Origin of the sequence: Hydrogenophaga borbori (assembly GCF_003417535.1) — a bacterium.
GTDB lineage: Bacteria > Pseudomonadota > Gammaproteobacteria > Burkholderiales > Burkholderiaceae_C > Hydrogenophaga > Hydrogenophaga borbori.
Genome location: NZ_QVLS01000013.1, coordinates 87,207 through 110,807 on the forward strand (window position 1 = coordinate 87,207; position 23,601 = coordinate 110,807).

A 23,601-nucleotide genomic window follows, 5' to 3' on the forward strand; every position below is an offset into this window, starting at 1 on the left:
TCATTCCCGCGCGCTCGCACACGCCTGGCGCCCCCCGGACACCCGAAAGAACGAACACCATGCCCGCCACGAACCGTCGACAACTGCTGTTGGCCAGCGCCGCCCTGGCCCTGCCCCTCGGGGCCCTGGCCCAGGCCAAGTCCCCCCTGCCCCCGCTGCAGGTCTGGAAGGACCCCAACTGCGGCTGCTGCAAGGACTGGGTGAGCTACCTGCAGGCCGACGGCTTCACCGTCCAGGTCTACGACAGCGGCAACACCGCCGTGCGCCGCCGCCTGGGCCTGCCCGAACGCTACGGCTCCTGCCACACCGCCTTGATCGGCGGCTATGTCGTCGAAGGCCATGTGAACGCGCGCGAAATCCGCCGCCTGCTGGCCGACAAGCCCCAGGCCCTGGGCCTGGCCGTGCCCGGCATGCCGGTGGGCAGCCCCGGCATGGACGGCCCCGACTACGGCGGCCGCCAGGACCCCTACGACGTGCTGCTGGTGCAGCGCGACGGCACGGCGCGGATCTACCAGTCCTATTTCAAGCGCAGCTGAGCCCCCGAAGGGGCGCCCGCCCCCTGGGCGCCCGACGCCGAGGGCATTTGATCTGGGTCAAACCCGGCGCCGGAAAATGCACCGGGCCCCGAGGCCGTACTACATATCGGCGAGGTAATGCCGATAGCGCATGGGTGAGGCGGCCGACCACAGCGCCGCCCCTCCCCCAACCACCATCTCATGCGCGCCAACCTGCCCGTCTCCCAACAGGAATACGTCATCCCCGATGGCGTCACCCTGGTCTCCACCACCGATCTGCAGAGCCACATCACCTACTGCAACCCGGCATTCGTCGCGGTCAGCGGTTTCAGCCGCGAGGAGCTGATGGGCCAGCCGCACAACATCGTGCGGCACCCCGACATGCCCCCCGAGGCCTTTCGCGACATGTGGGAGACGCTGCGCTCGGGACAGCCCTGGTCGGCGCCGGTGAAAAACCGCCGCAAGAACGGCGACCACTACTGGGTGATGGCCAACGCCACCCCCGTGGTGCAGAACGGGCGCACCGTGGGCTACATGTCCGTGCGCACCAAGCCCACGCGCGAGCAGGTGCAGGCGGCCGAGGCCCTGTACGCCCGCCTGCGCGCCGAGCGCGACCAGGGCCAGGACCGGTTGAGCCTGCGGCGCGGCCAGGTGGTGCAGAAAGGCCTGTCCGGCCTGCTGCGGCGCGCGCTGCGGCCCAGCCTGGGCCGCGCCATCGGCGGCGTCTGCGTGGCACTGGCCGTGGCCGGTGTGCTGGTCGGCGAGATCGGCGCCCGCCTGGGCCTGGTGGCCCACCTCGTCATGGCCCTGCCCCTGCTGGCGCTCGCCCTGCTCGCCGCCTGGGCGCTGCGGCGCCAGACCGTGCAGCCGCTGGCGCAGGCCGTTCGCTTCGCCAACACCATGGCCGCGGGCGACCTCACCTCGCGCCTGGCCCTTCGCGGCCCGGCCGAATTCGGCGACCTCGCCGTGGCACTGAACCAGCTCAACGTCAACCTGCAAGCGGTGGTGGCCGACGTGCGCCATGAAATCGAGGGCGTGCAGGTCGCCAGCCACCAGATCTCCAGCGGCAACCACGACCTGTCCTCGCGCACCGAGGCGCAGGCCGGCAACCTGCAGCAGACGGCGGCGTCCATGGAGCAGATGAACAGCACCGTGGCCCAGAGCGCCAGCACCGCGCAGGAAGCGGCCCAGCTCGCGCAGCGCGCGGCCGCGGTGGCGCGCGAAGGCAACAGCGCCATGTCGCAGGTGGTCACCACCATGGCCGAGATCAGCCGCGGCTCGGCGCGCATCGGCGAGATCATCCAGGTCATCGACGGCATCTCGTTCCAGACCAACATCCTCGCGCTCAACGCGGCGGTGGAGGCCGCGCGCGCCGGCGAACAGGGCCGCGGCTTCGCCGTGGTGGCCGGCGAGGTGCGCCACCTCGCGCAGCGCACGCTGGACGCGGCCAAGGAAATCAAGGCCCTGATCGAGGATTCGGCCGACCAGGTGCGCCGCGGCAGCGAACTGGTGCACGGCACCGGCCAGACCATGACCCAGGTGGTGGGCGCGGTGGAGCAGGTCAACGCGCTCATCGGCGACATCACGCACGCCACGCGCGAGCAGTCCAGCGGCATCGCGCAGATCAACCAGGCCGTGGGCCAGCTCGACTCGGTGACGCAGCAGAACGCTGCCATGGTGGAGCAGCTCGCCGCGGCCGCGAGTTCGCTGCAGTCGCAGGCGGAGGTCATGCACCAGGCGGTGCAGGTGTTCCGCCTGCAGCCGCGCGGCAGCGCCGCGGACTGAGGGCCGGGCGGCCGGCGACTCTCCCTCATACCCCGGCCTTCCTACACGTCCCTCTCGACCCGTCCCTCTCGACCCGTCCCTCTCGACCCGGCCTTCTCGACCCGGCCTCGCGCGCCAGCCTCTCGCGCTGACCGACCCGCGCGGGCCGCCTGGCGCAGGCATTTCGCGCCGCCGCGGCGGCGTTTCACGGCGCGCCCGCGCCGTTTCGTCTCAGCCCCGTGGCGCACGCGGGGCCGGCGGCCGACAGTGCGGTCTCCCCGCCCACCGGAGACCGCCATGCAGCTCACCCCCGTCATCGCCATCCACCTCAGCGCCGCGCTCGCGGCCCTGGCCATCGGGCCGGTGGCGCTGTGGGCGCGCCGCGCCGGCCACCCGCGCGCGGTGCTGCACCGCGCGGCCGGCTACGCCTGGGTCACGCTGATGCTCATGGTCGCCGTCACCGCCGTGTTCATCCGCGATTTCCGCCTGCCCAACGTCGCCGGCTACACGCCCATCCACCTGCTGGTGCCCATCACCCTGGGCACGCTGGCCCTGGCCTTCTGGCACCTGCGGCAGGGGCGCATCCGCTCGCACCGGCTGACCATGATCGCGCTGTACCTCAGCGCCTGCATCGTCACCGGCGCCCTCACGCTGCTGCCCAGCCGCTACCTGGGCCAATTGGTCTGGGGCCAGTGGCTCGGACTGCTTTGACCTTCACCCCTCCCCCCACCCACCGGAGCAACCGCCATGAACACCCTCTCGATCGACAAGGACCTCGAACGCACCGCGCGCCGACGCGTCGCCGCCCGCATGGGCTGGACCCTGCACGCCCTGGTGTTTCTCGCCGTCAACGCCGGCCTGGTCTACCTCTCGCTGCGCAGCGGGCGCGATTGGGCCGTCTACCCCGTCCTGGGCTGGGGCCTGGGCCTGCTGATCCACGGCCTGGCCGTGTGGGTGCGCCTGGGCGGCGGTGGCCTGTACGAGCACTGGATGGACCGGGAACGCGAACGCCTGCAGCGCGACCGCGGCCAGCGCCCCTGAACGGCGGCCCGGCATACTGCGCCCATGGCCGCTTTCAACCCCCGCACCGTGGCGCGCCGCGTATTGATCGCCGCGGTGTTCAACACCGTGCTGGCACTGGCCATCAGCGCCATCAAGGGCGACCACTTCGCCCCCACCCTGCTGTACTCGCAGCTCATCGGGCTGTGCATCTGGGCCGGCATCGACGGCGGGCGCTACCTGCTCTCGCCCCAGGGCTGGCCCGGCGTGCGGCCGATGGCGGTGCTGGTCGTGGTGGCCGTGTTCGCGGGCTACGGGCTGGGCCTGACGCTGGGCAACCTCTTGCTCGGCCGGCCCTTGCTGGCCAGCGCGAGCAACCTGCCGGGCGCCACCGTCGGCTTCCTGCTCATGTCGCTGGCCCTCGGCGCCTTCGGCGCCTACTACTTCAGCAGCCGCGAGATGCTGGCCATGGCCCGCCTGGCGCAAGAAGAGGCCCAGCGCCAGGCCAGCGAGGCGCGGCTGCGCCTGCTGGAGTCGCAGCTGGAGCCGCACATGCTGTTCAACACCCTGGCCAACCTGCGCGCCCTCATCGCCACCGACCCACCGCGCGCCATCGACATGCTGGACCGGCTCAACCACTTCCTGCGCGCCACGCTCGCGGCCTCGCGCAGCGACGCGCGCGGCGGCCAGCACACCCTGAGCGACGAATTCGCCCGGCTGGACGACTACCTCAGCCTCATGAGCATGCGCATGGGCCCACGCCTGCGCGTGCGCCTGGAGCTGCCCGAGGCCCTGGCACCGCTGCCCGTGCCGGCGCTGCTGCTGCAGCCGCTGGTGGAAAACGCCATCCGCCACGGCCTGGAGCCCAGCGCGCGCGGCGGCGAGCTGCGCGTGGCCGCGCAACGCGAGGGCGGCACCCTGTGCCTGAGCGTGAGCGACGACGGCGTGGGCAGCGAGGCCCCGGCACTCGAGGGCTTCGGCCTGACGCAAGTGCGCGAGCGCCTGCAGGCCCTGCACGGCGCGGCCGCGCGCCTGGAGTGGCACAGCGCGCCGGGCCAGGGCACGCAGGCGCGGCTGTTCCTTCCCCTGCCCGACGCCACCCCATGAACGCCACCGCCCTCATCGCCGAAGACGAACCTCTGCTCGCGCAAGCCCTGCAAGCCGAATTGGCGCGCGCCTGGCCGGGGCTTCGGGTGCTCGCCAGCGTGGGCGACGGCCACAGCGCCGTGCAGCAGGCCCTGGCGCTGCGCCCCGACGTGCTGTTCCTGGACATCCGCATGCCCGCCCTGAGCGGCCTGGACGCCGCCGCCACCCTGGCCGACGACTGGCCCGCCGAGCAGCCGCTGCCCGCGCTGGTGTTCGTGACCGCGCACGACGAGTTCGCGGTGCAGGCCTTCGAGGCCCAGGCCCTGGACTACCTGCTCAAGCCCGTGCAGGCCGAGCGGCTGCAGCGCACCGTGGCGCGCGTGCAGGCCGCGCTGCGCGCGCGCGGCGCCAGCGCCGCGCCCGACTGGGCCGGGCTGCGCGCGCTGCTGGGCGGTGCGCCCTCGTCCGCGCCGCGCCTGCGCCACCTCATGGCCAGCGTGGGCGCGGCGGTGCAGCGGGTCGCCATCGACGAGGTACTGGCCTTCGAAGCGGCCGACAAGTACGTGCGGGTGCTGGCGGGCGGGCGGGAGTTCCTGATCCGCAAGCCGCTGAAGGAGCTGCTGCCGCAGCTCGACCCCGAGGTGTTCTGGCAAATCCACCGCGGCACCGTGGTGCGGGCGGACGCCATCGATCGCGTCACCCGCGACGAGGCGGGCAAATGGCGGCTGACGCTGCGTGGCCTGGACGAGGCCTTCGTGGTCAGCCGCCTCTACGCCGACCGCTTCCGCGCGATGTGAAGCGGTGGCGGGACGGGACGCGCCTCAGTCGTCCCAGCCGCCGCGGCGGCCGTCGCGGTAGCCGTGCTGGTAGCCGCGTTGGTAGCCGTGCTTGCGCCAGTGCTTGGGCGGGCGGTCGTAGCGCCACTGCGGGGGATAGGCGTACACCGGGTAGGACTGCACCACCACCGGTCGCGGGTGCACGATCACGGGGCGCGGGTAGACCACCACCGGCCGGGGGTCGTACACCGGATAGCCGTAGGACGGGTAGCCATAGACCACGGGGGGCGCGTTGGACACCCCCACACTCACGCCGGGTGAGTTGACGCCAATGGACCAATAGACGTTGTCGCGGGCCTGGGCCTGCGTGGCGGTGCCCGACAGGGCCCAGGCGCCAGCGGCCAGCGTGAGCAGGACCAGACCGCGCGTCGCGCGGTGGCGGGGGCTGAGAGACACGGTATTCATGGGGAGACTCCGGAGCGACGGCGGTTTGCCGCCTTGGAATTACAGACAATCCCGGGACCGGGCGCACCCTACGCGCGGTCAAAGCTGTAGCAAGGCGTAAATGGCGAACGATCTTTACATTCCCCCCGAGGCCCAGGCCCTGCTCGACCACTGGTGCGGCGACGGCCTGGCCCGCGGCTGGCCCAGCGAGTCGCGCGACCAGCTGTGGTTCGGGTTCAACCCCGAGCAGGACGAGGCGCTGCGGCGCCACTACGGCGCCCTGGTGGAGCGGGCGCTGGCCGGCGGCCTGACCGATTGGTCCGCCACGCCGCTGGGCCGCCTGGCCCTGGTGCTGCTGCTGGACCAGCTGACGCGCAACCTGTTCCGGCGCCAGCCGCGCGCCTTCGCCGGCGACCCGCGCGCCCAGGCCCTCACGCTGGAGGCCATCGCCACGGGAGAAGACGAAGGCCTGCCCGTGGTGGGCCGGGTGTTCCTCTACATGCCGCTGCTGCACGCCGAGTCGCTGGCGTTGCAGGACGAGGCCGTGCGCCGCTTTGAGCGCCTGCGCGAACAGGCGCCGGCCTTCTGCCACGCCGAGTTGGACGACAACCTGCGCTACGCACGGCTGCACCGGGACATCGTGGCGCGCTTCGGGCGGTTTCCGCACCGCAACGAGGCCCTGGGCCGCGACAGCACCGCCGAAGAGCAGGCGTTCCTGACGGACGGTCCGCGCTTCGGGCAGTAGGCGTCACGCCGGCGCCACCGACACGACACGCGGACGTCATGTCCGCTGCCTACAACCTCGTGCTTTGTTCTGACTTGCACGAGGAGATTCGATGACACGCGCCAATCGCCGGCCCGCCCCGGGCCGTTTCGCCGCCGCCCTGGTCGCCACCGCCGCGCTCGCGGCCTGCGGAGGCGGCGGCGATGGCCAGCCCAGCGGCCCGGTGTCGCAGCCCCTGAGCGTCCAGCTCGAGAAGATCGGCGGCTACGCCACCGGCCAGTTCGGCGTGTCGGCGGCGGAGATTCCCGCCTACGACGCGGCCAGCCGGCGCCTGTTCGTGGTGAACGCCCAGGCCGGCAAGGTGGACGTGCTGGACCTGCGCGTGCCCGCCCAGCCGGTGAAGATTGGGGAGATCGACGCCGCCACCTCACTCGCGCTGCCGGGCGCCAACATCAACAGCGTGGCCGTGCACGACGGCCTGGTGGCCGTGGCCGTGCAGGCCGCCACCAAGACCGACCCGGGCCGGGTGGCCCTGTACCGCGCCAGCGACCTTGTCCTGCTCGGCTCGGCCAGCGTGGGCGCGCAGCCCGACATGATCAGCTTCACGCCCGATGGCAAGACCGTGCTGCTGGCCAACGAAGGCGAGCCCAGCGACGACTACCAGATCGACCCCGAGGGCAGCGTCAGCGTGGTCGACGTCAGCCAACCGGCCGCGCCCGTGGTGCGCACCGCCGGCTTTGGCGCCTTCGTCGGCCAGGAGGCCACGCTGCGCGCGCAGGGCGTGCGCCTCTATGGCCCGAACGCCAACGCGGCGCAGGACCTCGAGCCGGAGTACATCGCCGTCTCGGCCGACGGCGCCACCGCCTGGGTGACGCTGCAGGAGAACAACGCCCTGGCCAAGATCGACGTCGCCAGCGCCACGGTCACCGCCCTGCTGCCGCTGGGTTTCAAAGACCACGGCGCGCCCGGCAACGAGCTGGACGCCTCCGACAACGACGGCCGAATCAACATCCGCGGCCTGCCCGGCGTGCGCGGCCTGTACCTGCCCGACGCCATGGGTGCCTACACGGCCGACGGCCAGACCTACCTCGTCACCGCCAACGAGGGCGACGCGCGCGCCTGGGGCGAAGACAACAGCGCCTATTGGGCCGGCGACGCCAGTCAGGGTTTCGTCGAGGAGTTCCGCGTCAAGCACCTGATCAACAAGAGCGGCTGGGCCGGGCGCGCGGGCGATGACCTGCCGCCGCAGCTCGGCGCCATGGCCGCGGGCGGCCTGCTCAACCCGGCCACCTTCGGCTACTGCGGCGCCGTCGCGGGCGATCCCATGGGCTGCCGCGCCGACGACGTGCTCGGCCGCCTCAACATCACCTGGACCATGGGTTACCGCACCAACCCCGACGGCTCGCCCATGATGTTCGACGCCACGGGCACCGCCAACCCGGCCGGCAACCGCCTGATGTACGACCAGCTCTACAGCTACGGCGCCCGCTCCTTCAGCATCTGGAACGCCAACGGCCAGCTGGTGTGGGACTCGGGCGCCGAGTTCGAGAAGTTCTTCGCCAGCGACGCCTGCCGGCTCGGCAGCGCGCGCAACATCCCGTGCAAGGACCACTTCAACTCTGGCCACGACGAAGGCGGCGCCTTCGACAGCCGCAGCGATGCCAAGGGACCGGAGCCCGAAGGCATCGCCATCGGCCAGGTCCGGGGCCGCACCCTGGCCTTCATCGGCCTGGAGCGCATGGGCGGCGTGCTGGTCTACGACATCACCAACCCCGCCGCCCCCCAGCGCCTGGACTACCTCAACAGCCGCGAGGACTGGACGACGGCCGACCCCGGCACCGTGCTGGCGACGGCGGGCGACCTCGGCCCCGAAGGCCTGGTGTTCATCCCCGCCGACCGCTCGCCCGACGGCACGCCCCTGCTGGTGGTGGGCAACGAGGTCAGCGGCACCACGGCGGTGTACCGCGTCAACGCCTCGGGCGGCCAGCCCTGAGCGTTCGGCCCCGGTGGCCGGGCCTCAGCGCTGCGCCAGCGGCCGCAGGGCCGCTGGCAGCCAGCCCGCCAGGCGCGCGTGGATGCGCGCCTCGCGCCGCTGCCACCAGATGCCCAGGGCCACGATGCCCAGGCCCAGCAGCGTGAGCACGAAGGGGAACAAGAGGCTGTCGGCGAAGACCTTGTAGCTGAGGTAGCCCAGGTAGCCCGCCACGCCAATGGCGCCCAGCACGGTGAACACGCGCCGGCCGATGGCCGCGCCCAGGAACACCAGCGCCACGTTGAGGGCCGCGTAGCCGGCCTTGGCCAGCTCGCTGTCGCTCTCGCGCAGGCTCAGGCCGCACCAGAACATGAGCGCGCCGAACAGGTAGAGCCAGAAGGCGAAATCCTGCCGGTCGCGCGGGTCGCTGGCCAAACGCGAGCGCAGGTCCACCCAGACTGCGATGGCGCAGGTGGCCAGGCCGAACACCAGCGACACGTCGCGCGTGAAGGTCCAGTCGAAGCCGTCTTTCTGCATGAGCATGTGCGCCAGGTCCATGTTCAGGTACCACAGGGTCACGGCCACCGGCATCACCATGAACGGCAGGCGCAGCCACCACAGCATGACCACGGCGGCGGCCAGCGTGGCCAGTTCCAGCGTGAGCCAGCGCCAGTCGATGAAGCGGTGGTAGTCGCGGTAGCTGTCGGGCCCGCCCTCGGGCCACAGGCCCAGGCCGCTCTGCAGCGACCAGGCCGCCAGCGGCACCAGGCAGACCGCGATCGTCGCCAGGATGCCCGCCGGGATGTGCAGGTGGCGGCGCTGCAGGTGGCGGGCCACCGCGACCGCGCCCACCGCGTAGCCCACCGACAGCAGCAGCACGCCCCAGGCGCCGAACAGCTCCCAGCCCAGGGTCATGAACAGCGTCATGGCACCGATGGCGAGCAGGCCGCCGAAGTAATAGAGCACGTGCGTGAAGCCGAAACGCGCGGGCGCGATGGCCTGGCCGGCCCAGCGCGCCCACAGGCGCTCGGCCTGCTCCATCGAGATGTCGCCGGCCCGCGCTGCGGCCTGCAGTTGGCCCCAGTGAATCTGCAGGCGCTGGCCGCGCTCGGGCGCTGGGGTGCTGTCGTCGCTCATGCCAGGTTCCTCCTGGCGCGCACGATAGCGCACCGCGCCCTCCCTCGGCTGGCGGCCCTAAGCCGGGGCCGCCCCGCTTGGCCTAGGCCGGGAACGGCGCGGCGCGCGCCCCCACCCATGCGAATTCCTTGATGGTTTCGATACCGATGCACGCCCTGAACGATGCCAGCGATGCCCGGCGCCTGATCACCCAGGCGGGGCAGCGGCTCGCGCAGATCACCGGCATCACCGAGGTCGATGACGGCAGCTGGTGCATCGACTTCGACGGCGGCGACGGCTTCGCGGCCGAATGGTCCCCCGGCGGGTCCCGCCTGGTGCTCACCGCCGACCTGGGCCTGCCCACGCCCGAGGGCGAGCTGAGCGCGCTGAACCTGGCCCTGTCCTACAACGCCCTGTGGCGCGAGATCGGCGACCTGCGCATCGCGCGCGACGGCGACGAAGGCGAGCTGATGCTGATCGGCGAACTCGGCCCCGAAGACAGCGAGCCGGAAACCTTCAACGCCGCCCTGCTGCACTTCGTGGCCCTGCGGCGCTGGTGGGCCGACGCCATCGCCCGCGCGGCCAGCGCCAACCCGGCCCCGCCCGCGCCGCCGGGCGTCATGTTCGAGCGCATCTGAGCGCCGCCGGCGTGGATTTGCGGCCCCGCCGCCGCGGTGGCGGGGCGGCGGTCCCTAGAATCCGCCCATGACCTCCCCCGCATCCCCCGCGCCCACCGAAGGCGACGCCAAGGCCAGCAACTTCCTGCGCCAGATCATCGAGGCCGACCTGGCCAAAGGCACCTACGCCAGCCGCCACTGGGCCGGCAGCCCCGGCGACGCCGCCCACCAGGCCGCCGGCCAGCCGGACCCGGCCAAGATCCGCACCCGCTTCCCGCCCGAGCCCAACGGCTACCTGCACGTCGGCCACGCCAAGAGCATCTGCCTGAACTTCGGGCTGGCGCGCGACTACGGCGGCGTCTGCCACCTGCGCTTCGACGACACCAACCCCGAGAAGGAAGACACCGAGTACGTCGACAGCATCATCGACGCGGTGAAATGGCTCGGCTTCTCCTGGGAGGGGCAGGGCGGCAGCCACCTCTACCAGGCCAGCGACTACTTCGACTTCATGTACCGCGCGGCCGAGGCATTGGTCGAGCGCGGCCACGCCTACGTCGACGAACAGAGCGCCGAGGACATGCGCGCCAACCGCGGCGACTTCACCACGGCCGGCACCAACAGCCCCTTCCGCGGCCGCACGCCGGCCGAGAACCTGGCGCGCCTGCGCGAGATGCGCGACGGCCAGTTGCCCGATGGCGCGGCCGTGCTGCGCGCCAAGATCGACATGGCCTCGCCCAACATCAACCTGCGCGACCCGGCCATCTACCGCATCCGCCGCGCCACGCACCACAACACCGGCGACAAGTGGTGCATCTACCCCATGTACACCTACGCGCACCCCATCGAGGACGCGCTGGAGCAGATCACCCACAGCTTCTGCACGCTGGAATTCGAGGACCAGCGCCCGTTCTACGACTGGCTGCTGGAGCGCCTGACCGAAGCGGGCCTGCTGGCCAGCCCGCCGCCGCGGCAGTATGAGTTCGCGCGCCTGAACCTCACCTACGTCATCACCAGCAAGCGCAAGCTGGCGCAGCTGGTGAACGAAAAGCGCGTGAGCGGCTGGGACGACCCGCGCATGCCCACCATCGTGGGCCTGCGCCGGCGCGGCTACACGCCCGAGGCCATCCAGCTCTTCGCCGAGCGCATCGGCGTGACCAAGAGCGACAGCTGGATCGACTACAGCGTGCTCGAAGGCTGCCTGCGCGAGGACCTGGAGAACAAGGCCCACCGCGCCATGGCCGTGCTCGACCCGGTGAAGCTGGTGATGGTCAACTGGGCCGAGGTCTTCGGCAGCGACGCCCACACCGAGGACTGCACCCAGCCCGCCCTGCCCCACAGCGCCATCGCCGACGGCCAGACCCCGCCGCCGGAACGCCGCTTCAAGATCGGCAAGGAAGTCTGGATCGAGCGCGAGGACTTCGAGGAAGTGCCGCCCAAAGGCTACAAGCGCCTGTTCCCCGGCAACGTGGTGCGCCTCAAGGGCGGCTACGTCATCGAATGCACCGGCTGCGCGAAGGACGCCGAGGGCCGCGTGACCGAGGTGCACGCCAAGGTGATTCCCGGCACCAAGAGCGGCACGCCGGGCGCCGACAGCGTGAAGGCCAAGGCCGCCATCACCTGGGTGGGCGTGGCCGACGGCATCGCCGCCGAAGTGCGGCTCTACGACCGCCTGTTCAGCGACCCGCACCCGGACGCCGGCGGCAAGGACTTCCTCTCGGCCCTGAACCCGGACAGCCTGAAGGTGGTCCAGGCCTGGGTGGAACCCTCACTGGCCACGGCCCAGCCCGACGACAAGTTCCAGTTCGAACGCCACGGCTACTTCGTGGCGGACCGGGTAGACCACGGGGTGGGCGGCCAGGCGGTGTTCAACCGGGTGACGGGGTTGAAGGACAGCTGGGGCAAGTAGGGCTTGGCTCAAGGTGTGAAGCGGGCACCGAATCGCCCCTCACCGCCAGCGCCGACGATCAAGCGATGCGTGGCTCGCGTGGCGCCCACGTAGACAAGACGGGCCTCCTCGCGCTCATCCTCACCCGAGCCGGGCCTGTGTCCGACACCGACCAAGGCCACAACGGGAAATTCCAGCCCCTTGCTGGCGTGAAGGGTCATGACCTTGACACTGTCGTCCGCGGGATCGAAGGTGCCCGCCCCCTTGCGCACCTGATGCGGCAACCGTCTCTGCCGCAGCGCACTGGCACAGGTGTCCATTTCGCTGTAGTGCCGACAAAGAATGGCCATGTCGCCCCAGGCGTGCCCTTCCTGGTGCGCGCTGGCCAGCAGCTCGGCCACCTTCTGAGCCTCCTCATACACCGTGGGCAGGCGAATGATCAGCGGCGCCTGCCCGTCTCGGCCGCAGCTCACAGGCTTTAGCAAGGGGACGCCATCGTCGTCCTGGTCCTCGGCCGTGAGCAGGTCCGCTGCAATCAGGCTCGCGGTCTCAAGGATCTGACGTGTATTGCGGTAGTTGATCTTGAGGATGGTGGTGCGACCCTGGGCCTGAATACCCACACTTTTGAAACTGAACTGCCGACTTTTGCTTCGCTCGTAAATGCTCTGCGCATCGTCGTAGAGCACCAACAGGCTGTTGGTGGCGGGGTCAACCATCTGCACCACAAGCCTGAACCATTCAGGAGCGAAGTCGTGGCCCTCGTCAATGAGAACGGCTTGGTACTGGCCGCTGGGGATCTGCCGGCGATCCACACCACCGATGACACGATGGACCATCTCGGCCATCTTCTCGCCCACGGGCAGATGTTGTGCGGGCAAATCCTGCCCATACGCAACCAATTGGTCCCGGCACCATTTGTGGAAGTGCACGGCATGCACGCAATGTTCGAGGCCCTTGAGCTGCATCACACGCGCGAGTTGCTTGGCCAATGGCTCGTTGTAGCAAAGGATGAGGATGGGCTTGCTGTGGGCCGTCTGGGCCTTGGCCAGGTGCTCGGCCCGGTAGCCAAGCAGCATGGTCTTCCCCGAGCCAGCCACACCATGGATGACACGATGCCCCTCGCCCAGGCTGCGCGCCAATTGCTCCTGCTGCAGGTCCATCACGCGCATGATGCTGGGCAACTCGCCAGCGTCGTCTTCGGTGTTGAACAGCTTGCCTTGAACCGGCACACGGACTTCGGGAAACATGATCCAGCGCGCGCGGTCAAGCTGGGGCAGGCTCAGCGCTTTGTTGCCGAAAGCGTGCGGGAACATGTTCCACAGACGTTGCTGAAAGACGTCCGCTTCCACGGCCTCGGTCATCTCGTCGGCGCAGATGGCCAAGTGCGGCTCAATGGCCTCGCCCAGGCCAGCCGTCTCAAACTGCTTGCGCGTGATGCGCGTGAACACCACGCCATGGCCCCACGGAAAGGCCAGTTTGCCCTGGTGGGGGCCGCTCGGATGCACCAGCTGCGGGTCACGCTCTAGCGCGTTGACGACCTGAATGGCGCAATGTCGTGCTTGTGCCAAAGGGTTCATCACCACCTTCACCGGTCCGTCGGGGACGATCTCCCACGCCTCCCGCGTGGCACGACGCACGGTCTCTAGTCGCCAGTCCTTGGTTTCCAGGATCAACAGCCCACGCCGTGGATGCAGAACGACAAAATCGGGGTGGGTCTGCTTTGGACCAATGGGAACGTCGTACCAGAGCAGGTAGTCGTCTTCGAGCTTTTGTTCGAGCCGCTCGGCCAGCCGGCGCTCGCCATTGGTCATGCGCGACACGCAACTGCCCATTGCCGGAATCAAGGTGGCCATGACTTTGTAAGTATTTGCTTCCCCTGGGATGGCATGATGCACGCAAATACTCCCAACAGCACGCTTCGGGTGTCAACGGCGCGTTTTGAGTGATCGCCGTCACGCCCTACGCAACCACTCAGTCCTTGCCATGCTCGCCAACCTCACCCCCTTCCTCCTCCACTGGGCCCTCACCGCCTTCGCGCTCTGGGTGGCGAGCCACGTGTTCAAAGGCATGCGCTTCAGCGGCACGGGCGCGCTGGTGGTTGCCGCCCTGCTGCTGGGGCTGGCCAATGCCATCGTGCGGCCGCTGCTGGTGCTGCTGACGCTGCCGCTCACGCTGATCACCTTCGGGCTGTTCCTGCTGGTGATCAACGCCGTGGTGCTGATGCTGGTGGCCAAGCTGGTGGAAGGCTTCAGCATCGACGGCTTCTGGACCGCCCTGTGGGCCAGCCTCTTCATGTCGGTGCTGAGCGTCGTGCTCGGCGCCTTCGTGCTCGGCGGCACGCCGGACTTCACCATCCAGACGAGCCCGGGGCCGGGACAGGTCTGGCTGTAGTCCGTCGCCTCTGCCCCCTACCGGGGGTGATCGCCCCCGATTCGGGTCCGTCGACGGTCACAAGGCAAGGCGCACGGCGCTTCGATTCCCGATGCCCCGCCCCCACCACCACGTCTACGTCATCGAGTTGCACCGCGACGTGCTGCTCGAACACAAGTTCCGCGCCTGCAACCCGGGCTACGTGGACGGCAGGCCCTGCGTCTATGTGGGCATGACCGGCCTGGACCCCGACCTGCGCTTCGACAAGCACAAGGCCGGCATCCAGTCCAACGCTTACGTCTTCAGGTACGGGCTGCGGCTGCTGCCGGATCTGTACGAGGGTTTCAACCCCATGCGCTACCGCGACGCGGTGGACAAGGAGATCGAGGTCGCCATCGACCTGCGCTCGGCCGGCTTCGGCGTCTGGCAGGCCTGACGCAGCGCGTCGAGCCGCGCGTCGAGCCGCGCCTCGAGCCCCGCGTCAGTGCGTGGCGCCGGCGCCCAGCGCCCTGTCCTGCCGCTCCCGAAGCGCGCACCGCACGGCCAGCCGCAGGCCGTGGACGATGGCGTCCAAGGCCATGCTGGGCCGCCCCTGCTCGGGCAGCCAGGGCACGTGCACGAAACCGCCGCGCGCGTGGCGCAGGCCGCGGCGCGTCGCCAGCGTGTGCATGAGGCCGTAGAACACGTGGTTGCAGACGAAGGTGCCGGCGGTCTGCGAGACCTCGGCGGCGATGCCAGCCGCCTGCAGCTCGGCCCGCATGGTTTTGATGGGCAGGCCCGTGAAGTAGGCGGCGGGCGCGCCGGGCCGCACCGGCGCGTCGATGGGCTGCGCGCCCGCGTTGTCGGCAATGGGCGCGTCGTCCAGGTTGATGGCCACGCGCTCCAGCGAGATGGCGCCGCGCCCGCCAGCCTGCCCCACGCAGATAACCAGCGCGGGCCGGTGTTCGTCGAGCAGGGCCGCGAGACGCCGCAGCGATTCGCCGAACACGGTGGGCAGCTGCGCCGCCACCACCGTGTGGTCCAGCAGGCGCTCGCCGTGCAGGGCCTGCACGGCCTGCCAGCTCGGGTTCACGCTCGCGCCATCGAAAGGGTCGAAGCCGGTGAGCAGGACCGTCTTCGACGGCGCGGTGGGCGGGCTGGGGTGGGCGGGCATCGCAGCAATCTACCGCAGCTGCCGTTGCCCAGGCCCCGCGGTTCAGCGCCGCGCGAGGCGGCCACGCACGTCCACCAGCTTGGCCTGCAGGCGGCGCTGGTTGTCCGCGCCCATGCGCAGCAGGATCTTCTGCCCGGCCGACAGGGCTTCCAGTTGCGGATCGGCGTACTCGTACCGCACCCAGGGCCGGGTGGACGGCACCTCGCCCTTCACCTGCACCAGCGCCACGGTTGGTGGGGCGGCGGGCACGGGCGTGGCGATGAGCTGGTCCAGCACCTGTACCAGGCGGTCGTTGAAGTAGCGGCCCGGAAAGCCCAGTTCCTCGTACGCCTGCTGGAACAGCGGGTAGAGGCGGCGGTACAGCGCCACGGCCCGGCCCGTGTCCACCGACTCGGCGAACTGCACGAAGGGTGTGTAGCGCGCGCTGTTGTCGGGGGCAATGGTCTCGGTGGCGCCGTCGGCGGCCTTGACCGAGGCAAAGCGCCCGGGGGTGGGGGTCACGGGCCACATCAGCACGGGTGCGTGCGAACGCCCCAGGTTGTCCACCGTGGCCACGGCGCGCTTGACGAAACCGTCGAGCTGCAGGAAACGCAGCGCGTTCGGGCGGCCGAGCAGCGCGGCGAGGTGATCGCTCACGTAGGGGTCGGCGTCGGCCAGCGCGGGCAAGGGCGCGGGCGGGGCGCTGGCTTCGGCCGCCGGGGGCTCCACCGGGTGCTGGATGGCGGGCGGCGCCGGTTCGGCGAGCGCGGGTGGGGCGGCGGGGGCGGGGGCGGCCGCCGCCGGGGGTTCCACCGGGGCGGGGGCCTGCCGGTCCTGGTAGTACCGCCAGCCGAAGTAGGCCACGGCGGCCAGCGCCGCCAAGGCGATCAGGACGGTGGGAAGGCGGGAGCGGTCGTCTGGGTCGGGTTGGCGTGTCATGGCCTCGTCACCTCGGGGAAGCGGGAAGGCGTCCTATGCTACGCCCCGGGGGGTACCCCAGGCCCCTGGTCGGGACCCGGCCCGCCCGGCCGGCCCCGTTTCCCCTCGCGCTCGGGCGGGCGGCGACAACCGGCGGTACCCCGGCCCATCCGCCCGCGCCGGTTGGAACTTCCGCTTTAGCACTCCCTCCAAGCGAGTGCTAATATTCTTGTTCGATACCCCGAGGAGGTCATCCATGTCCCATTCGCTGATTCCCGTGGCCGCTGCGCCGAGCAGCGATCTGGCCGTGGCCGGTTCCTGGACGAACCGCTCGCTCACGCTGCCGCCCCTGGGCAATCTGGACGCCTACATCTCCGCCGTGAACCGCCTGCCCCTGCTCAGCCTGGAGGAGGAACAGGACGCGGCGCGCCGCCTGCGCGACCACAACGACCTGGACGCCGCCGGGCGCCTGGTCCTGTCGCACCTGCGGCTGGTTGTTTCCATCTCCCGCCAGTACCTGGGCTATGGCCTGCCGCACGGCGACCTGATCCAGGAAGGCAACGTGGGCCTGATGAAAGCCGTCAAGCGCTTCGACCCCGAGCAGGGCGTGCGCCTGGTGAGCTACGCCATCCACTGGATCAAGGCCGAGATCCACGAATACATCCTGAAGAACTGGCGCATGGTCAAGCTGGCCACGACCAAGGCCCAGCGCAAGCTGTTCTTCAACCTGCGCTCGCGCAAGCAGGGCCTGCGCGCCGAGGCCGCCGACGGCGACACCCACCGCGAGGTGCTCAGCGACGCCGAGGTGGGCCTGGTGGCGCGTGAACTGAACGTCAAGCCCGACGAGGTGCGCGAGATGGAAACGCGCCTGGCCGGCGGCGACGTCATGCTGGACCCGGGCCCGGGTGACGACGGCGAAGAGGCTTTCGGCCCCATCGCCTACCTGGCTGACCAGTCGCACGAGCCCACGGCGGTGCTCGAATCGGCCCACCGCGACCGGCTCGCCACCGAAGGCGTGGCGCAGGCCATGGGCGAGTTGGACGAGCGCTCGCGCCGCATCGTGAGCGAGCGCTGGCTCAAGGTGAACGACGACGGTTCCGGCGGCATGACCCTGCACGAACTGGCCGCCGAGTACGGCGTGAGCGCCGAGCGCATCCGCCAGATCGAGGTGGCGGCCATGAAAAAGATGCGCAAGGCGCTCGCCGGCTACGCCTGATCCGTCCGGCGCGACGGCACAATCGCGCCCCATGCCTTTCTTTGTTCCCGTGGGGCGGCGCCTGAGCGCCGCCCTGGGCCTTTGCCTGGCCCTGCTCTGCCTCCCCGCCTTCGCCATTGACGCGGCGCCCGCCGACGCCGACCCCGCGCCCATCGCGCTGGACGCGCGCCGGGCCACCATTTCGCTGGACGGCCGCAGCCAGCAGTTGCTGGACCCGACCGGCGCCTTGGGCATCGATGACATCGCGGCGGGCCCCCCGGGCCTGAACTGGCGCCTGCGCGGTGCGGGCGAGCGCACCGTGTTGTCGGGCCAGACCGCGCTGTGGCTGCGTTTCGACGTGCTGATGCGCGACACCCAGGCGCACTGGGAGCTCGAACTCGCGCGCTCGGGCACCGACGCCATCACGATGTACTACCGCGACGCCCAGGGCCAGTGGCGCGTGCAACGCGCCGGCGACCGGCTGGCCGTGAGCGACTGGGCCAACCCCGACCGCTACCCCGTGTTCAGCCTGGACGTGCGCCCGGACGAAACCGTGCGCTACTGGGTGCGGGTGGAGCACGCGCGCGTGCCCTTCTCGGGCGTCTTCCAGCTGCACGACCACAACACCCTGCGCGAGCAACGCATCCACCAGCAGTTTGTGCTGGGCGCCTATTTCGGGATGGCCTTGCTGCTGACGGTGGTGGCGCTGGCCAACATGGCGGTGTTCCGCGACGCCGCCTTTGCGACCTATGCGATCTATATCAGCCTGCTGGGCCTGAGCATGGCCGCGTCCTTGGGCGTGGGCGGACAGTTCCTCTGGCCGAACCTGGTGCGATGGAACCAGGAGGCGGAGTTCGTCCTGCTGCCCCTCATGGGCCTGGTGGGCCTGATGTTCGTGCGCCAGGTGGCCCAGCCGCGGCGCATCGGGCGCACCCTGGACCGGCTGTGCCTGGCGCTGGCGGCGGCCTGGCTGATCGGCATCGTGTGGGACCAGTCGCTGCCCAGCGCCTTGAGCCTGCAGGCCTTGAGCGCGCTCGGCACCCTGTCCATGCTCACCATCGCGGCCATGCTGGGCCTGGCGTGGCGCAGCGGCGAGACCTGGATCCGCTGGTTCGCGGTGAGCATGGTGCCGGTGCTGCTGGCCTCTACCCTGCCGGTGCTGCGCAATTTCAACCTGCTGTCGTCGAACTTCCTGTCGCAGTACGGCATCGTGATCGCCGCGTCCATCGAGGCGCCCCTGCTGTTCTACGCCCTGCTGATGCGGTCGCGGATTCAGCACGAGACCCAGGCCCGTGCCCATGCACTGGAGCGCACCGAGCCCTTGACCGGCCTGACCCACCGGCCGCATTTCCTGCTGCGCCTGCACGACAGCCTGGTGCGGGCCCAGCGCTATGGCCACCACAGCGCCCTGCTGCTGGTGCACCTGCACAACCACGCCGAGATCGCCGCCCGCCACGGACGCGAGGTCGCCGACCGCGCGCTGGTGATCGCCGCCTCGCAGCTGCGCGCGGTGGCGCGCGACGTCGATACGGCCGCGCGGCTGGACGACGACAGCTTCGCGCTGCTGATAGAGGGCCCGGTCAAGCCCGATCAGGTGCTGCACACGGCCACCAGCCTGTTGGCCAATGGTCTGCGCCTTTCACCGCGCCTGCCCGCGGGCACCACGCTGCGCCTGCGGGTGGTGGCCGCGCTGCTGCCCGACGCCGACAGCGAGCTCGCCCAGGATGCCGCCGCCCACCTCGAGTGGATGCGCCAGGGCATGCTCACGCTCAGCGAAGAGCCGCGCAAGGCGATTCTTCGGCTGAACTTCTGAGCGCCGGGGTTCAGCTCTCGCGGCGCAGCGCGGGGAACAGGATCACGTCGCGGATGCTGGGGCTGTCGGTCAGCAGCATCATCAGGCGATCGATGCCGATGCCGCAGCCGCCGGCGGGCGGCATGCCGTACTCCAGCGCGCGGATGTAGTCGGCGTCGAAGTGCATGGCCTCGTCGTCGCCGCCGTCCTTGGCGTCCACCTGGGCCTGGAAACGCGCGGCCTGGTCCTCGGCGTCGTTCAGCTCGGAGAAGGCGTTGCCGAATTCGCGGCCGGTGATGTAGAGCTCGAAGCGCTCGGTCACCTCGGGCCGCTCGTCGTTGGCGCGCGCCAGCGGCGAGATCTCGGTCGGGTGCTCCATGATGAAGGTGGGGTTCCAGAGCTCGCTCTCCACCTTCTCCTCGAAGAACAGCACCTGCAGCGAGGCCAGGCTGCGCTTGGAGAGCTGGTCCTTTTCCTCGTTCAGGCCGAGCTTGCGCAACTGGCCGAGCAGCCAGTCGGCGCTGTCCACGTTCGCGCCGGCGTCGGTGTACTTGACGATGGCGTCGCGGATGGTCAGGCGCTCGAAGGGCGAGTCGATGTCGACCACGCGGCCCTGGTAGCTCACCTCGCCCTCGCCGCGCACCGTGCGCACCACGTGGCGGATGAGCTGTTCCGAAAAGTCCATGAGGTCGCGGTAGTTCCAGTACGCCGCGTAGAACTCCATCATGGTGAACTCGGGGTTGTGCCGCACCGAGATGCCTTCGTTGCGGAAGTTGCGGTTGATCTCGAACACGCGCTCGAAGCCCCCCACCAGCAGCCGCTTGAGGTACAGCTCGGGCGCGATGCGCAGGAACATTTCCTGGTCGAGCGCGTTGTGGTGCGTGACGAAGGGCTTGGCATTGGCACCGCCGGGGATGGGGTGCAGCATGGGCGTCTCGACCTCCAGGAAGCCGTGCGACACCATGAACTGGCGCAGTGCCGTGACGGCCTGGCTGCGCGTGACGAAACGGCGGCGCGCGCCCTCGTCGGTCATCAGGTCCACGTAGCGCTGGCGGTACTTGATCTCCTGGTCGGCCACGCCGTGGAACTTGTCGGGCAGCGGGCGCAGGCTCTTGGTGAGCAGGCGGATCTTGTCGGCGTGAATGGTCAGCTCGCCGGTGCGGGTGCGAAACAGCGTGCCCTCGGCGGCCACGATGTCGCCCAGGTCCCAGTGCTTGAAGGCGTTGTGCTGGGCCTCGCCCACGCTGTCGTTGTTCAGGTAGATCTGGATGCGACCGCCGCTGGGGCCCAGCGAGGCGTCCTGCAGCGTGGCGAAGCTGGCCTTGCCCATCACGCGCTTGAGCATCATGCGCCCCGCCACGCTGGCGCGCACCGGCGTGGCCTCCAGCGCTTCCTTGCTGCTCTCGCCATGGGCGGCGAACAGTGCGGCGGCGTTGTCCGTGGGCTTGTGGTCGTTCGGGAAGGCCACCCCCTCGCCCCGCTTCTGGCCCTCGCGCAGGGCCTTGAGCTTCTCGCGCCGTTCGGCGATCAGCTGGTTCTCGTCTTGCGCGACGGGGGCGGCGGTGTCGGGAGTGTTGGCTTGGCTCATGAAATGAAAAGCGGGTTGGGCGCCCGAGTGGCGCGCAACCCGCAATTGTAGTTTTGCGACGGAAGCCGCCGCGCCACGGGGCCTCGGGCCTATTCGCCCAGGTACGCCGCGCGGACCTTCGGATCGGTCAGCATCTGCTTCGCGTCGCCGCTCATGATGATCTCGCCCGAGTCCATCACGTAGCCGCGGTCGGCGATCTGCAAGGCGCGGCTGGCGTTCTGCTCCACCAGCAGAATGGTCACGCCCTGCGCCGACACGTCGCGCACCACCTCGAAGATCTTGTCGACCATGATCGGCGACAGGCCCATGGACGGCTCATCGAGCAGCAGCACCTTGGGCTGGCTCATGAGCGCGCGCGCCATCGCCAGCATCTGCTGCTCGCCGCCGCTCATGGTCCCGGCGAGCTGGTCCTTGCGCTCCTTCAGGCGCGGGAAAATGCCGAACATGCGCTCGATGTCCTGCGCGATGCCGGCCTTGTCCTTGCGCACGTAGGCGCCCATCTGCAGGTTCTCGGTGATGCTCATGCGCGTGAACACGCCGCGGCCTTCCGGCACCATGGCCAGGCCCTGCTTCACCAGGTCCCAGGCGCCCTTGCCCTTGATGCTCTGGCCCAGGTACTCGACGTCGCCCGCCTCCATGGCGAGCGAGCCGGTGATGGCCTTCATGGTGGTGGTCTTGCCCGCGCCGTTGGAGCCGATCAGCGTGATCAGTTCGCCCTCGCGCACTTCGAGGTCGATGCCCTTGACCGCCTTGATGCCGCCGTACGAAACCTTGAGGCCGGCGACCTTGAGTAGTGTGTTTGCCATGCTGTTCTCCTGCCGACTCAATGCCCGCCGGTGCCGAGGTAGGCCTCGATCACCTTCGGGTCCTTCTGCACCTCGGCCGGCGTACCGGTGGAGAGCTGCTTGCCGTAGTCGAGCACGGTGACGCGGTCGCACAGGCCCATCACGAGCTTCACGTCGTGCTCGATGAGCAGGATGGTGCGGTTGTCCTGGCGGATGCGGTCGATGAGTTCGCGCAGCTGGACCTTCTCGGTGGCGTTCATGCCGGCGGCGGGTTCGTCGAGTGCGATGAGCTGCGGATCGGTCGCCAGGGCGCGCGCGATCTCCAGGCGGCGCTGGTCGCCATAGCTCAGGGTGCGCGACTTGTAGTCGGCGAACTTGCCGATGCCCACGTAGTCGAGCAGCTCCTTCGCGCGCTCGGCGATCTCGCGCTCCTCGCGCTTGAAGCCACCGGTGCGCAGGATGGCGCCGAGCAGGCCCGAGTGCGTGCGCACGTGGCGGCCCACCATCACGTTTTCCAGTGCCGTCATTTCGGCGAACAGGCGGATGTTCTGGAAGGTGCGCGCGATGCCGGCGCGGGCCACCTCGTGCACGGCCGTGGGCGTGTAGGGCTTGCCGGCCAGCTCGAAGGTGCCGCTGTCGGGGGTGTACAGGCCAGTGAGCACGTTGAAGAACGTGGTCTTGCCCGCACCGTTGGGACCGATCAGGCCGTAGACCTGGCCGCGACGGATTTCAATGCCCACGTCGCTGAGGGCTTGCAGGCCGCCAAAGCGCTTGGAGACGCTGGCGACTTTCAGGATGGTGTCTGTCATGCCGCGCTCCTCACTTGCTCAGGGACTTGCCGTGTTCCGGTGACGGCCACAGACCCTTGGGACGCAGCAGCATGATGACGATCATGGCGAGCGCGATGAGCAGCTGGCGCAGGATCTCGGGCCCCAGGCGGCCATCGGTCATGGCCGTGAGCGGGTGCGCCACGTGACGCAGCAGCTCGGGCAGTCCCGCCAGCACCAGGGCGCCGAGGATGACGCCCGGGATGTGGCCCAGGCCGCCCAGCACCACCATGGCGACGATCATCACCGACTCCATGAGGATGAAGGACTCGGGGTAGACGCCGCGCATGAACGAGGCGAACAGCACGCCGGCGATGCCACCGAAGGTGGCGCTCATGCCGAAGGCCGCCAGCTTGAGGTTGCGCGTGTTCAGGCCCATGGCCTTGGCGGCGATCTCGTCCTCGCGGATGGCCATCCACGCACGGCCGATGCGCGAATCCTGCAAGCGGTAGGCGATGACGATGGCCAGCACCACGAAGAACAGGATGAGGTAGTAGTACAGCGTGACCGACTGGAAGGTATAGGAGAACCCCCCGATGTCGATCGACAGGCTCTGGCTCATGCGGTGCCCGAAGACGCTCACCGCATCCACGTTGGTCAAGCCCTTGGGGCCGTTGGTGATGTTGATCGGCCGATCGAGGTTGAGCATGAAGATGCGCACGATCTCGCCGAAGCCCAGGGTCACGATGGCCAGGTAGTCGCCGCGCAGCTTGAGCACCGGAAAGCCCAGGATCAGGCCGGTGACGCCAGCCACGATGCCGGCGACCACCATCACGATCCAGAAGTTCATGTGCAGGCCGTTGGGGAAGGTGGCGGCCAGCCAGGCGAAGGTGTCGGTGAGGTGCGGCGAGGCCAGCAGGCCGTAGAGGTAGGCACCGACCGCGAAGAAGGCGATGAAGCCGAGGTCGAGCAGGCCGGCGTAGCCCACCACGATGTTCAGGCCCAGGGCCAGCAGCACGTAGAGCAGCGCGACGTCGACGATGCGCACCCAGGAGTTGCTGCCGGTGGCCTGCAGCGCGATGGGCAGGATCAGCATCAGCGCCGCGACGACCAGGAAGGCGATCAGCTTGACGGGTTTGGCGTTCAGCATGAGGTC

23 protein-coding genes are annotated in these 23,601 nt (G+C 69.9%); 14 read left to right on the plus strand and 9 right to left on the minus strand.

Annotation, left to right across the window (positions count from 1 at the left end; translation table 11 throughout):
* The first annotated feature begins 59 nt into the window (after positions 1-59).
* The 6 genes from DY262_RS18595 (at position 60) to DY262_RS18620 (ending at position 5,161) form a co-directional block, all read left to right on the plus strand.
* Complete coding sequence (locus tag DY262_RS18595) at positions 60-536, plus strand: DUF411 domain-containing protein (protein ID WP_116960575.1); 477 nt, start codon at positions 60-62, stop codon at positions 534-536.
* A gap of 180 nt (positions 537-716) precedes the next feature.
* Positions 717-2,300, plus strand: coding sequence for a methyl-accepting chemotaxis protein (locus DY262_RS18600; protein WP_116960576.1), 1,584 nt, complete (start codon positions 717-719; stop codon positions 2,298-2,300).
* 276 nt (positions 2,301-2,576) lie between these two features.
* On the plus strand, positions 2,577-2,990 hold the full coding sequence (locus tag DY262_RS18605; RefSeq protein WP_116960577.1) for a DUF2306 domain-containing protein: 414 nt from the start codon (positions 2,577-2,579) through the stop codon (positions 2,988-2,990).
* Positions 2,991-3,026: 36 nt separating this feature from the next.
* A complete protein-coding gene (locus DY262_RS18610) occupies positions 3,027-3,320 on the plus strand; it encodes a 2TM domain-containing protein (protein WP_116960578.1) in 294 nt (97 codons plus the stop codon).
* A gap of 24 nt (positions 3,321-3,344) precedes the next feature.
* Positions 3,345-4,385 (plus strand): sensor histidine kinase, encoded by a 1,041-nt coding sequence (locus DY262_RS18615; protein ID WP_116960579.1) that lies wholly within the window; start codon positions 3,345-3,347, stop codon positions 4,383-4,385.
* Positions 4,382-5,161, plus strand: coding sequence for a LytR/AlgR family response regulator transcription factor (locus DY262_RS18620; protein ID WP_116960580.1), 780 nt, complete (start codon positions 4,382-4,384; stop codon positions 5,159-5,161). Before DY262_RS18615 ends, DY262_RS18620 begins: the two co-directional genes overlap by 4 nt.
* Before the next feature lie 24 nt (positions 5,162-5,185).
* Here the strand turns inward: DY262_RS18620 and DY262_RS18625 are convergent, their stop codons facing one another.
* Positions 5,186-5,605, minus strand: a complete 420-nt coding sequence (locus DY262_RS18625; RefSeq protein ID WP_116960581.1) for a hypothetical protein — start codon at positions 5,603-5,605, stop codon at positions 5,186-5,188.
* A gap of 100 nt (positions 5,606-5,705) precedes the next feature.
* Between DY262_RS18625 and DY262_RS18630 the strand changes: the two genes are divergently transcribed.
* Both DY262_RS18630 and DY262_RS18635 read left to right on the plus strand, forming a co-directional pair.
* Positions 5,706-6,329: a DUF924 family protein gene (locus DY262_RS18630; RefSeq protein ID WP_116960582.1), complete on the plus strand. Its 624-nt coding sequence runs from the start codon at positions 5,706-5,708 to the stop codon at positions 6,327-6,329.
* A gap of 91 nt (positions 6,330-6,420) precedes the next feature.
* Positions 6,421-8,301 carry a choice-of-anchor I family protein gene (locus DY262_RS18635; RefSeq protein ID WP_116960583.1) on the plus strand — a complete coding sequence of 627 codons (1,881 nt, stop codon included), beginning with the start codon at positions 6,421-6,423 and terminating at the stop codon, positions 8,299-8,301.
* A 24-nt stretch (positions 8,302-8,325) separates the two neighbouring features.
* Here DY262_RS18635 and DY262_RS18640 read toward each other — a convergent pair whose 3' ends face one another.
* Positions 8,326-9,417 (minus strand): DUF2157 domain-containing protein, encoded by a 1,092-nt coding sequence (locus DY262_RS18640; protein ID WP_116960584.1) that lies wholly within the window; start codon positions 9,415-9,417, stop codon positions 8,326-8,328.
* 131 nt (positions 9,418-9,548) lie between these two features.
* Between DY262_RS18640 and DY262_RS18645 the strand changes: the two genes are divergently transcribed.
* Complete coding sequence (locus DY262_RS18645) at positions 9,549-10,034, plus strand: type III secretion system chaperone (RefSeq protein ID WP_116960585.1); 486 nt, start codon at positions 9,549-9,551, stop codon at positions 10,032-10,034.
* A gap of 67 nt (positions 10,035-10,101) precedes the next feature.
* Positions 10,102-11,919, plus strand: a complete 1,818-nt coding sequence (locus DY262_RS18650) for a glutamine--tRNA ligase/YqeY domain fusion protein (RefSeq protein WP_116960586.1) — start codon at positions 10,102-10,104, stop codon at positions 11,917-11,919.
* Positions 11,920-11,927: 8 nt separating this feature from the next.
* Here DY262_RS18650 and DY262_RS18655 read toward each other — a convergent pair whose 3' ends face one another.
* The gene (locus tag DY262_RS18655; RefSeq protein WP_181936567.1) at positions 11,928-13,751 is read right to left on the minus strand and encodes a DEAD/DEAH box helicase; all 1,824 of its coding nucleotides are present in this window, start codon (positions 13,749-13,751) and stop codon (positions 11,928-11,930) included.
* A gap of 130 nt (positions 13,752-13,881) precedes the next feature.
* Here DY262_RS18655 and DY262_RS18660 point away from each other — a divergent pair, with 130 nt between their 5' ends.
* Together DY262_RS18660 and DY262_RS18665 are read left to right on the plus strand one after the other, a co-directional pair.
* Entirely contained in the window at positions 13,882-14,289 is a 408-nt protein-coding gene (locus DY262_RS18660) for a phage holin family protein (protein WP_116960587.1), read from the plus strand.
* A 91-nt stretch (positions 14,290-14,380) separates the two neighbouring features.
* Positions 14,381-14,704 (plus strand): hypothetical protein, encoded by a 324-nt coding sequence (locus tag DY262_RS18665; RefSeq protein ID WP_116960588.1) that lies wholly within the window; start codon positions 14,381-14,383, stop codon positions 14,702-14,704.
* A 45-nt stretch (positions 14,705-14,749) separates the two neighbouring features.
* Here the strand turns inward: DY262_RS18665 and pcp are convergent, their stop codons facing one another.
* Both pcp and DY262_RS18675 read right to left on the minus strand, forming a co-directional pair.
* Positions 14,750-15,421 (minus strand): pyroglutamyl-peptidase I, encoded by a 672-nt coding sequence (gene pcp / locus DY262_RS18670; protein ID WP_116960589.1) that lies wholly within the window; start codon positions 15,419-15,421, stop codon positions 14,750-14,752.
* Between the two features lie 42 nt (positions 15,422-15,463).
* Positions 15,464-16,339, minus strand: coding sequence for a DUF3014 domain-containing protein (locus DY262_RS18675; protein ID WP_116960590.1), 876 nt, complete (start codon positions 16,337-16,339; stop codon positions 15,464-15,466).
* Between the two features lie 235 nt (positions 16,340-16,574).
* On the opposite strand from DY262_RS18675, the gene rpoH reads away from it, so the two are divergent.
* Positions 16,575-17,534 carry an RNA polymerase sigma factor RpoH gene (rpoH, locus tag DY262_RS18680; protein WP_181936568.1) on the plus strand — a complete coding sequence of 320 codons (960 nt, stop codon included), beginning with the start codon at positions 16,575-16,577 and terminating at the stop codon, positions 17,532-17,534.
* Positions 17,535-17,565: 31 nt separating this feature from the next.
* A complete protein-coding gene (locus DY262_RS18685; RefSeq protein ID WP_116960591.1) occupies positions 17,566-19,326 on the plus strand; it encodes a sensor domain-containing diguanylate cyclase in 1,761 nt (586 codons plus the stop codon).
* A gap of 10 nt (positions 19,327-19,336) precedes the next feature.
* On the opposite strand, the gene lysS is transcribed toward DY262_RS18685, so the two are convergent.
* The 4 genes from lysS to DY262_RS18705 all read right to left on the minus strand — a co-directional run bounded on the left by lysS (position 19,337) and on the right by DY262_RS18705 (position 23,595).
* Positions 19,337-20,893, minus strand: coding sequence for a lysine--tRNA ligase (gene lysS, locus DY262_RS18690; protein ID WP_116960592.1), 1,557 nt, complete (start codon positions 20,891-20,893; stop codon positions 19,337-19,339).
* A gap of 89 nt (positions 20,894-20,982) precedes the next feature.
* Positions 20,983-21,699, minus strand: a complete 717-nt coding sequence (locus DY262_RS18695; RefSeq protein ID WP_116960593.1) for an ABC transporter ATP-binding protein — start codon at positions 21,697-21,699, stop codon at positions 20,983-20,985.
* Between the two features lie 17 nt (positions 21,700-21,716).
* A complete protein-coding gene (locus DY262_RS18700; RefSeq protein WP_070400603.1) occupies positions 21,717-22,487 on the minus strand; it encodes an ABC transporter ATP-binding protein in 771 nt (256 codons plus the stop codon).
* Between the two features lie 10 nt (positions 22,488-22,497).
* Positions 22,498-23,595 carry a branched-chain amino acid ABC transporter permease gene (locus DY262_RS18705; protein ID WP_116960594.1) on the minus strand — a complete coding sequence of 366 codons (1,098 nt, stop codon included), beginning with the start codon at positions 23,593-23,595 and terminating at the stop codon, positions 22,498-22,500.
* Positions 23,596-23,601 lie beyond the last annotated feature (6 nt).

Bases quoted from the DNA above. Each gene is read 5' to 3' on its own strand.
- DY262_RS18620 (WP_116960580.1), top strand. From the start codon at position 4,382: ATGAACGCCACCGCCCTCATCGCCGAAGACGAACCTCTGCTCGCGCAA.
- DY262_RS18635 (WP_116960583.1), top strand. From the start codon at position 6,421: ATGACACGCGCCAATCGCCGGCCCGCCCCGGGCCGTTTCGCCGCCGCC.
- DY262_RS18695 (WP_116960593.1), bottom strand. From the start codon at position 21,699: ATGGCAAACACACTACTCAAGGTCGCCGGCCTCAAGGTTTCGTACGGC.
- DY262_RS18595 (WP_116960575.1), top strand. From the start codon at position 60: ATGCCCGCCACGAACCGTCGACAACTGCTGTTGGCCAGCGCCGCCCTG.
- pcp (WP_116960589.1), bottom strand. From the start codon at position 15,421: ATGCCCGCCCACCCCAGCCCGCCCACCGCGCCGTCGAAGACGGTCCTG.
- lysS (WP_116960592.1), bottom strand. From the start codon at position 20,893: ATGAGCCAAGCCAACACTCCCGACACCGCCGCCCCCGTCGCGCAAGAC.
- DY262_RS18705 (WP_116960594.1), bottom strand. From the start codon at position 23,595: ATGCTGAACGCCAAACCCGTCAAGCTGATCGCCTTCCTGGTCGTCGCG.
- DY262_RS18600 (WP_116960576.1), top strand. From the start codon at position 717: ATGCGCGCCAACCTGCCCGTCTCCCAACAGGAATACGTCATCCCCGAT.
- DY262_RS18630 (WP_116960582.1), top strand. From the start codon at position 5,706: ATGGCGAACGATCTTTACATTCCCCCCGAGGCCCAGGCCCTGCTCGAC.
- DY262_RS18610 (WP_116960578.1), top strand. From the start codon at position 3,027: ATGAACACCCTCTCGATCGACAAGGACCTCGAACGCACCGCGCGCCGA.
- DY262_RS18640 (WP_116960584.1), bottom strand. From the start codon at position 9,417: ATGAGCGACGACAGCACCCCAGCGCCCGAGCGCGGCCAGCGCCTGCAG.
- DY262_RS18655 (WP_181936567.1), bottom strand. From the start codon at position 13,751: ATGGCCACCTTGATTCCGGCAATGGGCAGTTGCGTGTCGCGCATGACC.
- rpoH (WP_181936568.1), top strand. From the start codon at position 16,575: ATGTCCCATTCGCTGATTCCCGTGGCCGCTGCGCCGAGCAGCGATCTG.
- DY262_RS18605 (WP_116960577.1), top strand. From the start codon at position 2,577: ATGCAGCTCACCCCCGTCATCGCCATCCACCTCAGCGCCGCGCTCGCG.
- DY262_RS18675 (WP_116960590.1), bottom strand. From the start codon at position 16,339: ATGACACGCCAACCCGACCCAGACGACCGCTCCCGCCTTCCCACCGTC.
- DY262_RS18615 (WP_116960579.1), top strand. From the start codon at position 3,345: ATGGCCGCTTTCAACCCCCGCACCGTGGCGCGCCGCGTATTGATCGCC.
- DY262_RS18650 (WP_116960586.1), top strand. From the start codon at position 10,102: ATGACCTCCCCCGCATCCCCCGCGCCCACCGAAGGCGACGCCAAGGCC.
- DY262_RS18625 (WP_116960581.1), bottom strand. From the start codon at position 5,605: ATGAATACCGTGTCTCTCAGCCCCCGCCACCGCGCGACGCGCGGTCTG.
- DY262_RS18665 (WP_116960588.1), top strand. From the start codon at position 14,381: ATGCCCCGCCCCCACCACCACGTCTACGTCATCGAGTTGCACCGCGAC.
- DY262_RS18645 (WP_116960585.1), top strand. From the start codon at position 9,549: ATGGTTTCGATACCGATGCACGCCCTGAACGATGCCAGCGATGCCCGG.
- DY262_RS18660 (WP_116960587.1), top strand. From the start codon at position 13,882: ATGCTCGCCAACCTCACCCCCTTCCTCCTCCACTGGGCCCTCACCGCC.
- DY262_RS18700 (WP_070400603.1), bottom strand. From the start codon at position 22,487: ATGACAGACACCATCCTGAAAGTCGCCAGCGTCTCCAAGCGCTTTGGC.
- DY262_RS18685 (WP_116960591.1), top strand. From the start codon at position 17,566: ATGCCTTTCTTTGTTCCCGTGGGGCGGCGCCTGAGCGCCGCCCTGGGC.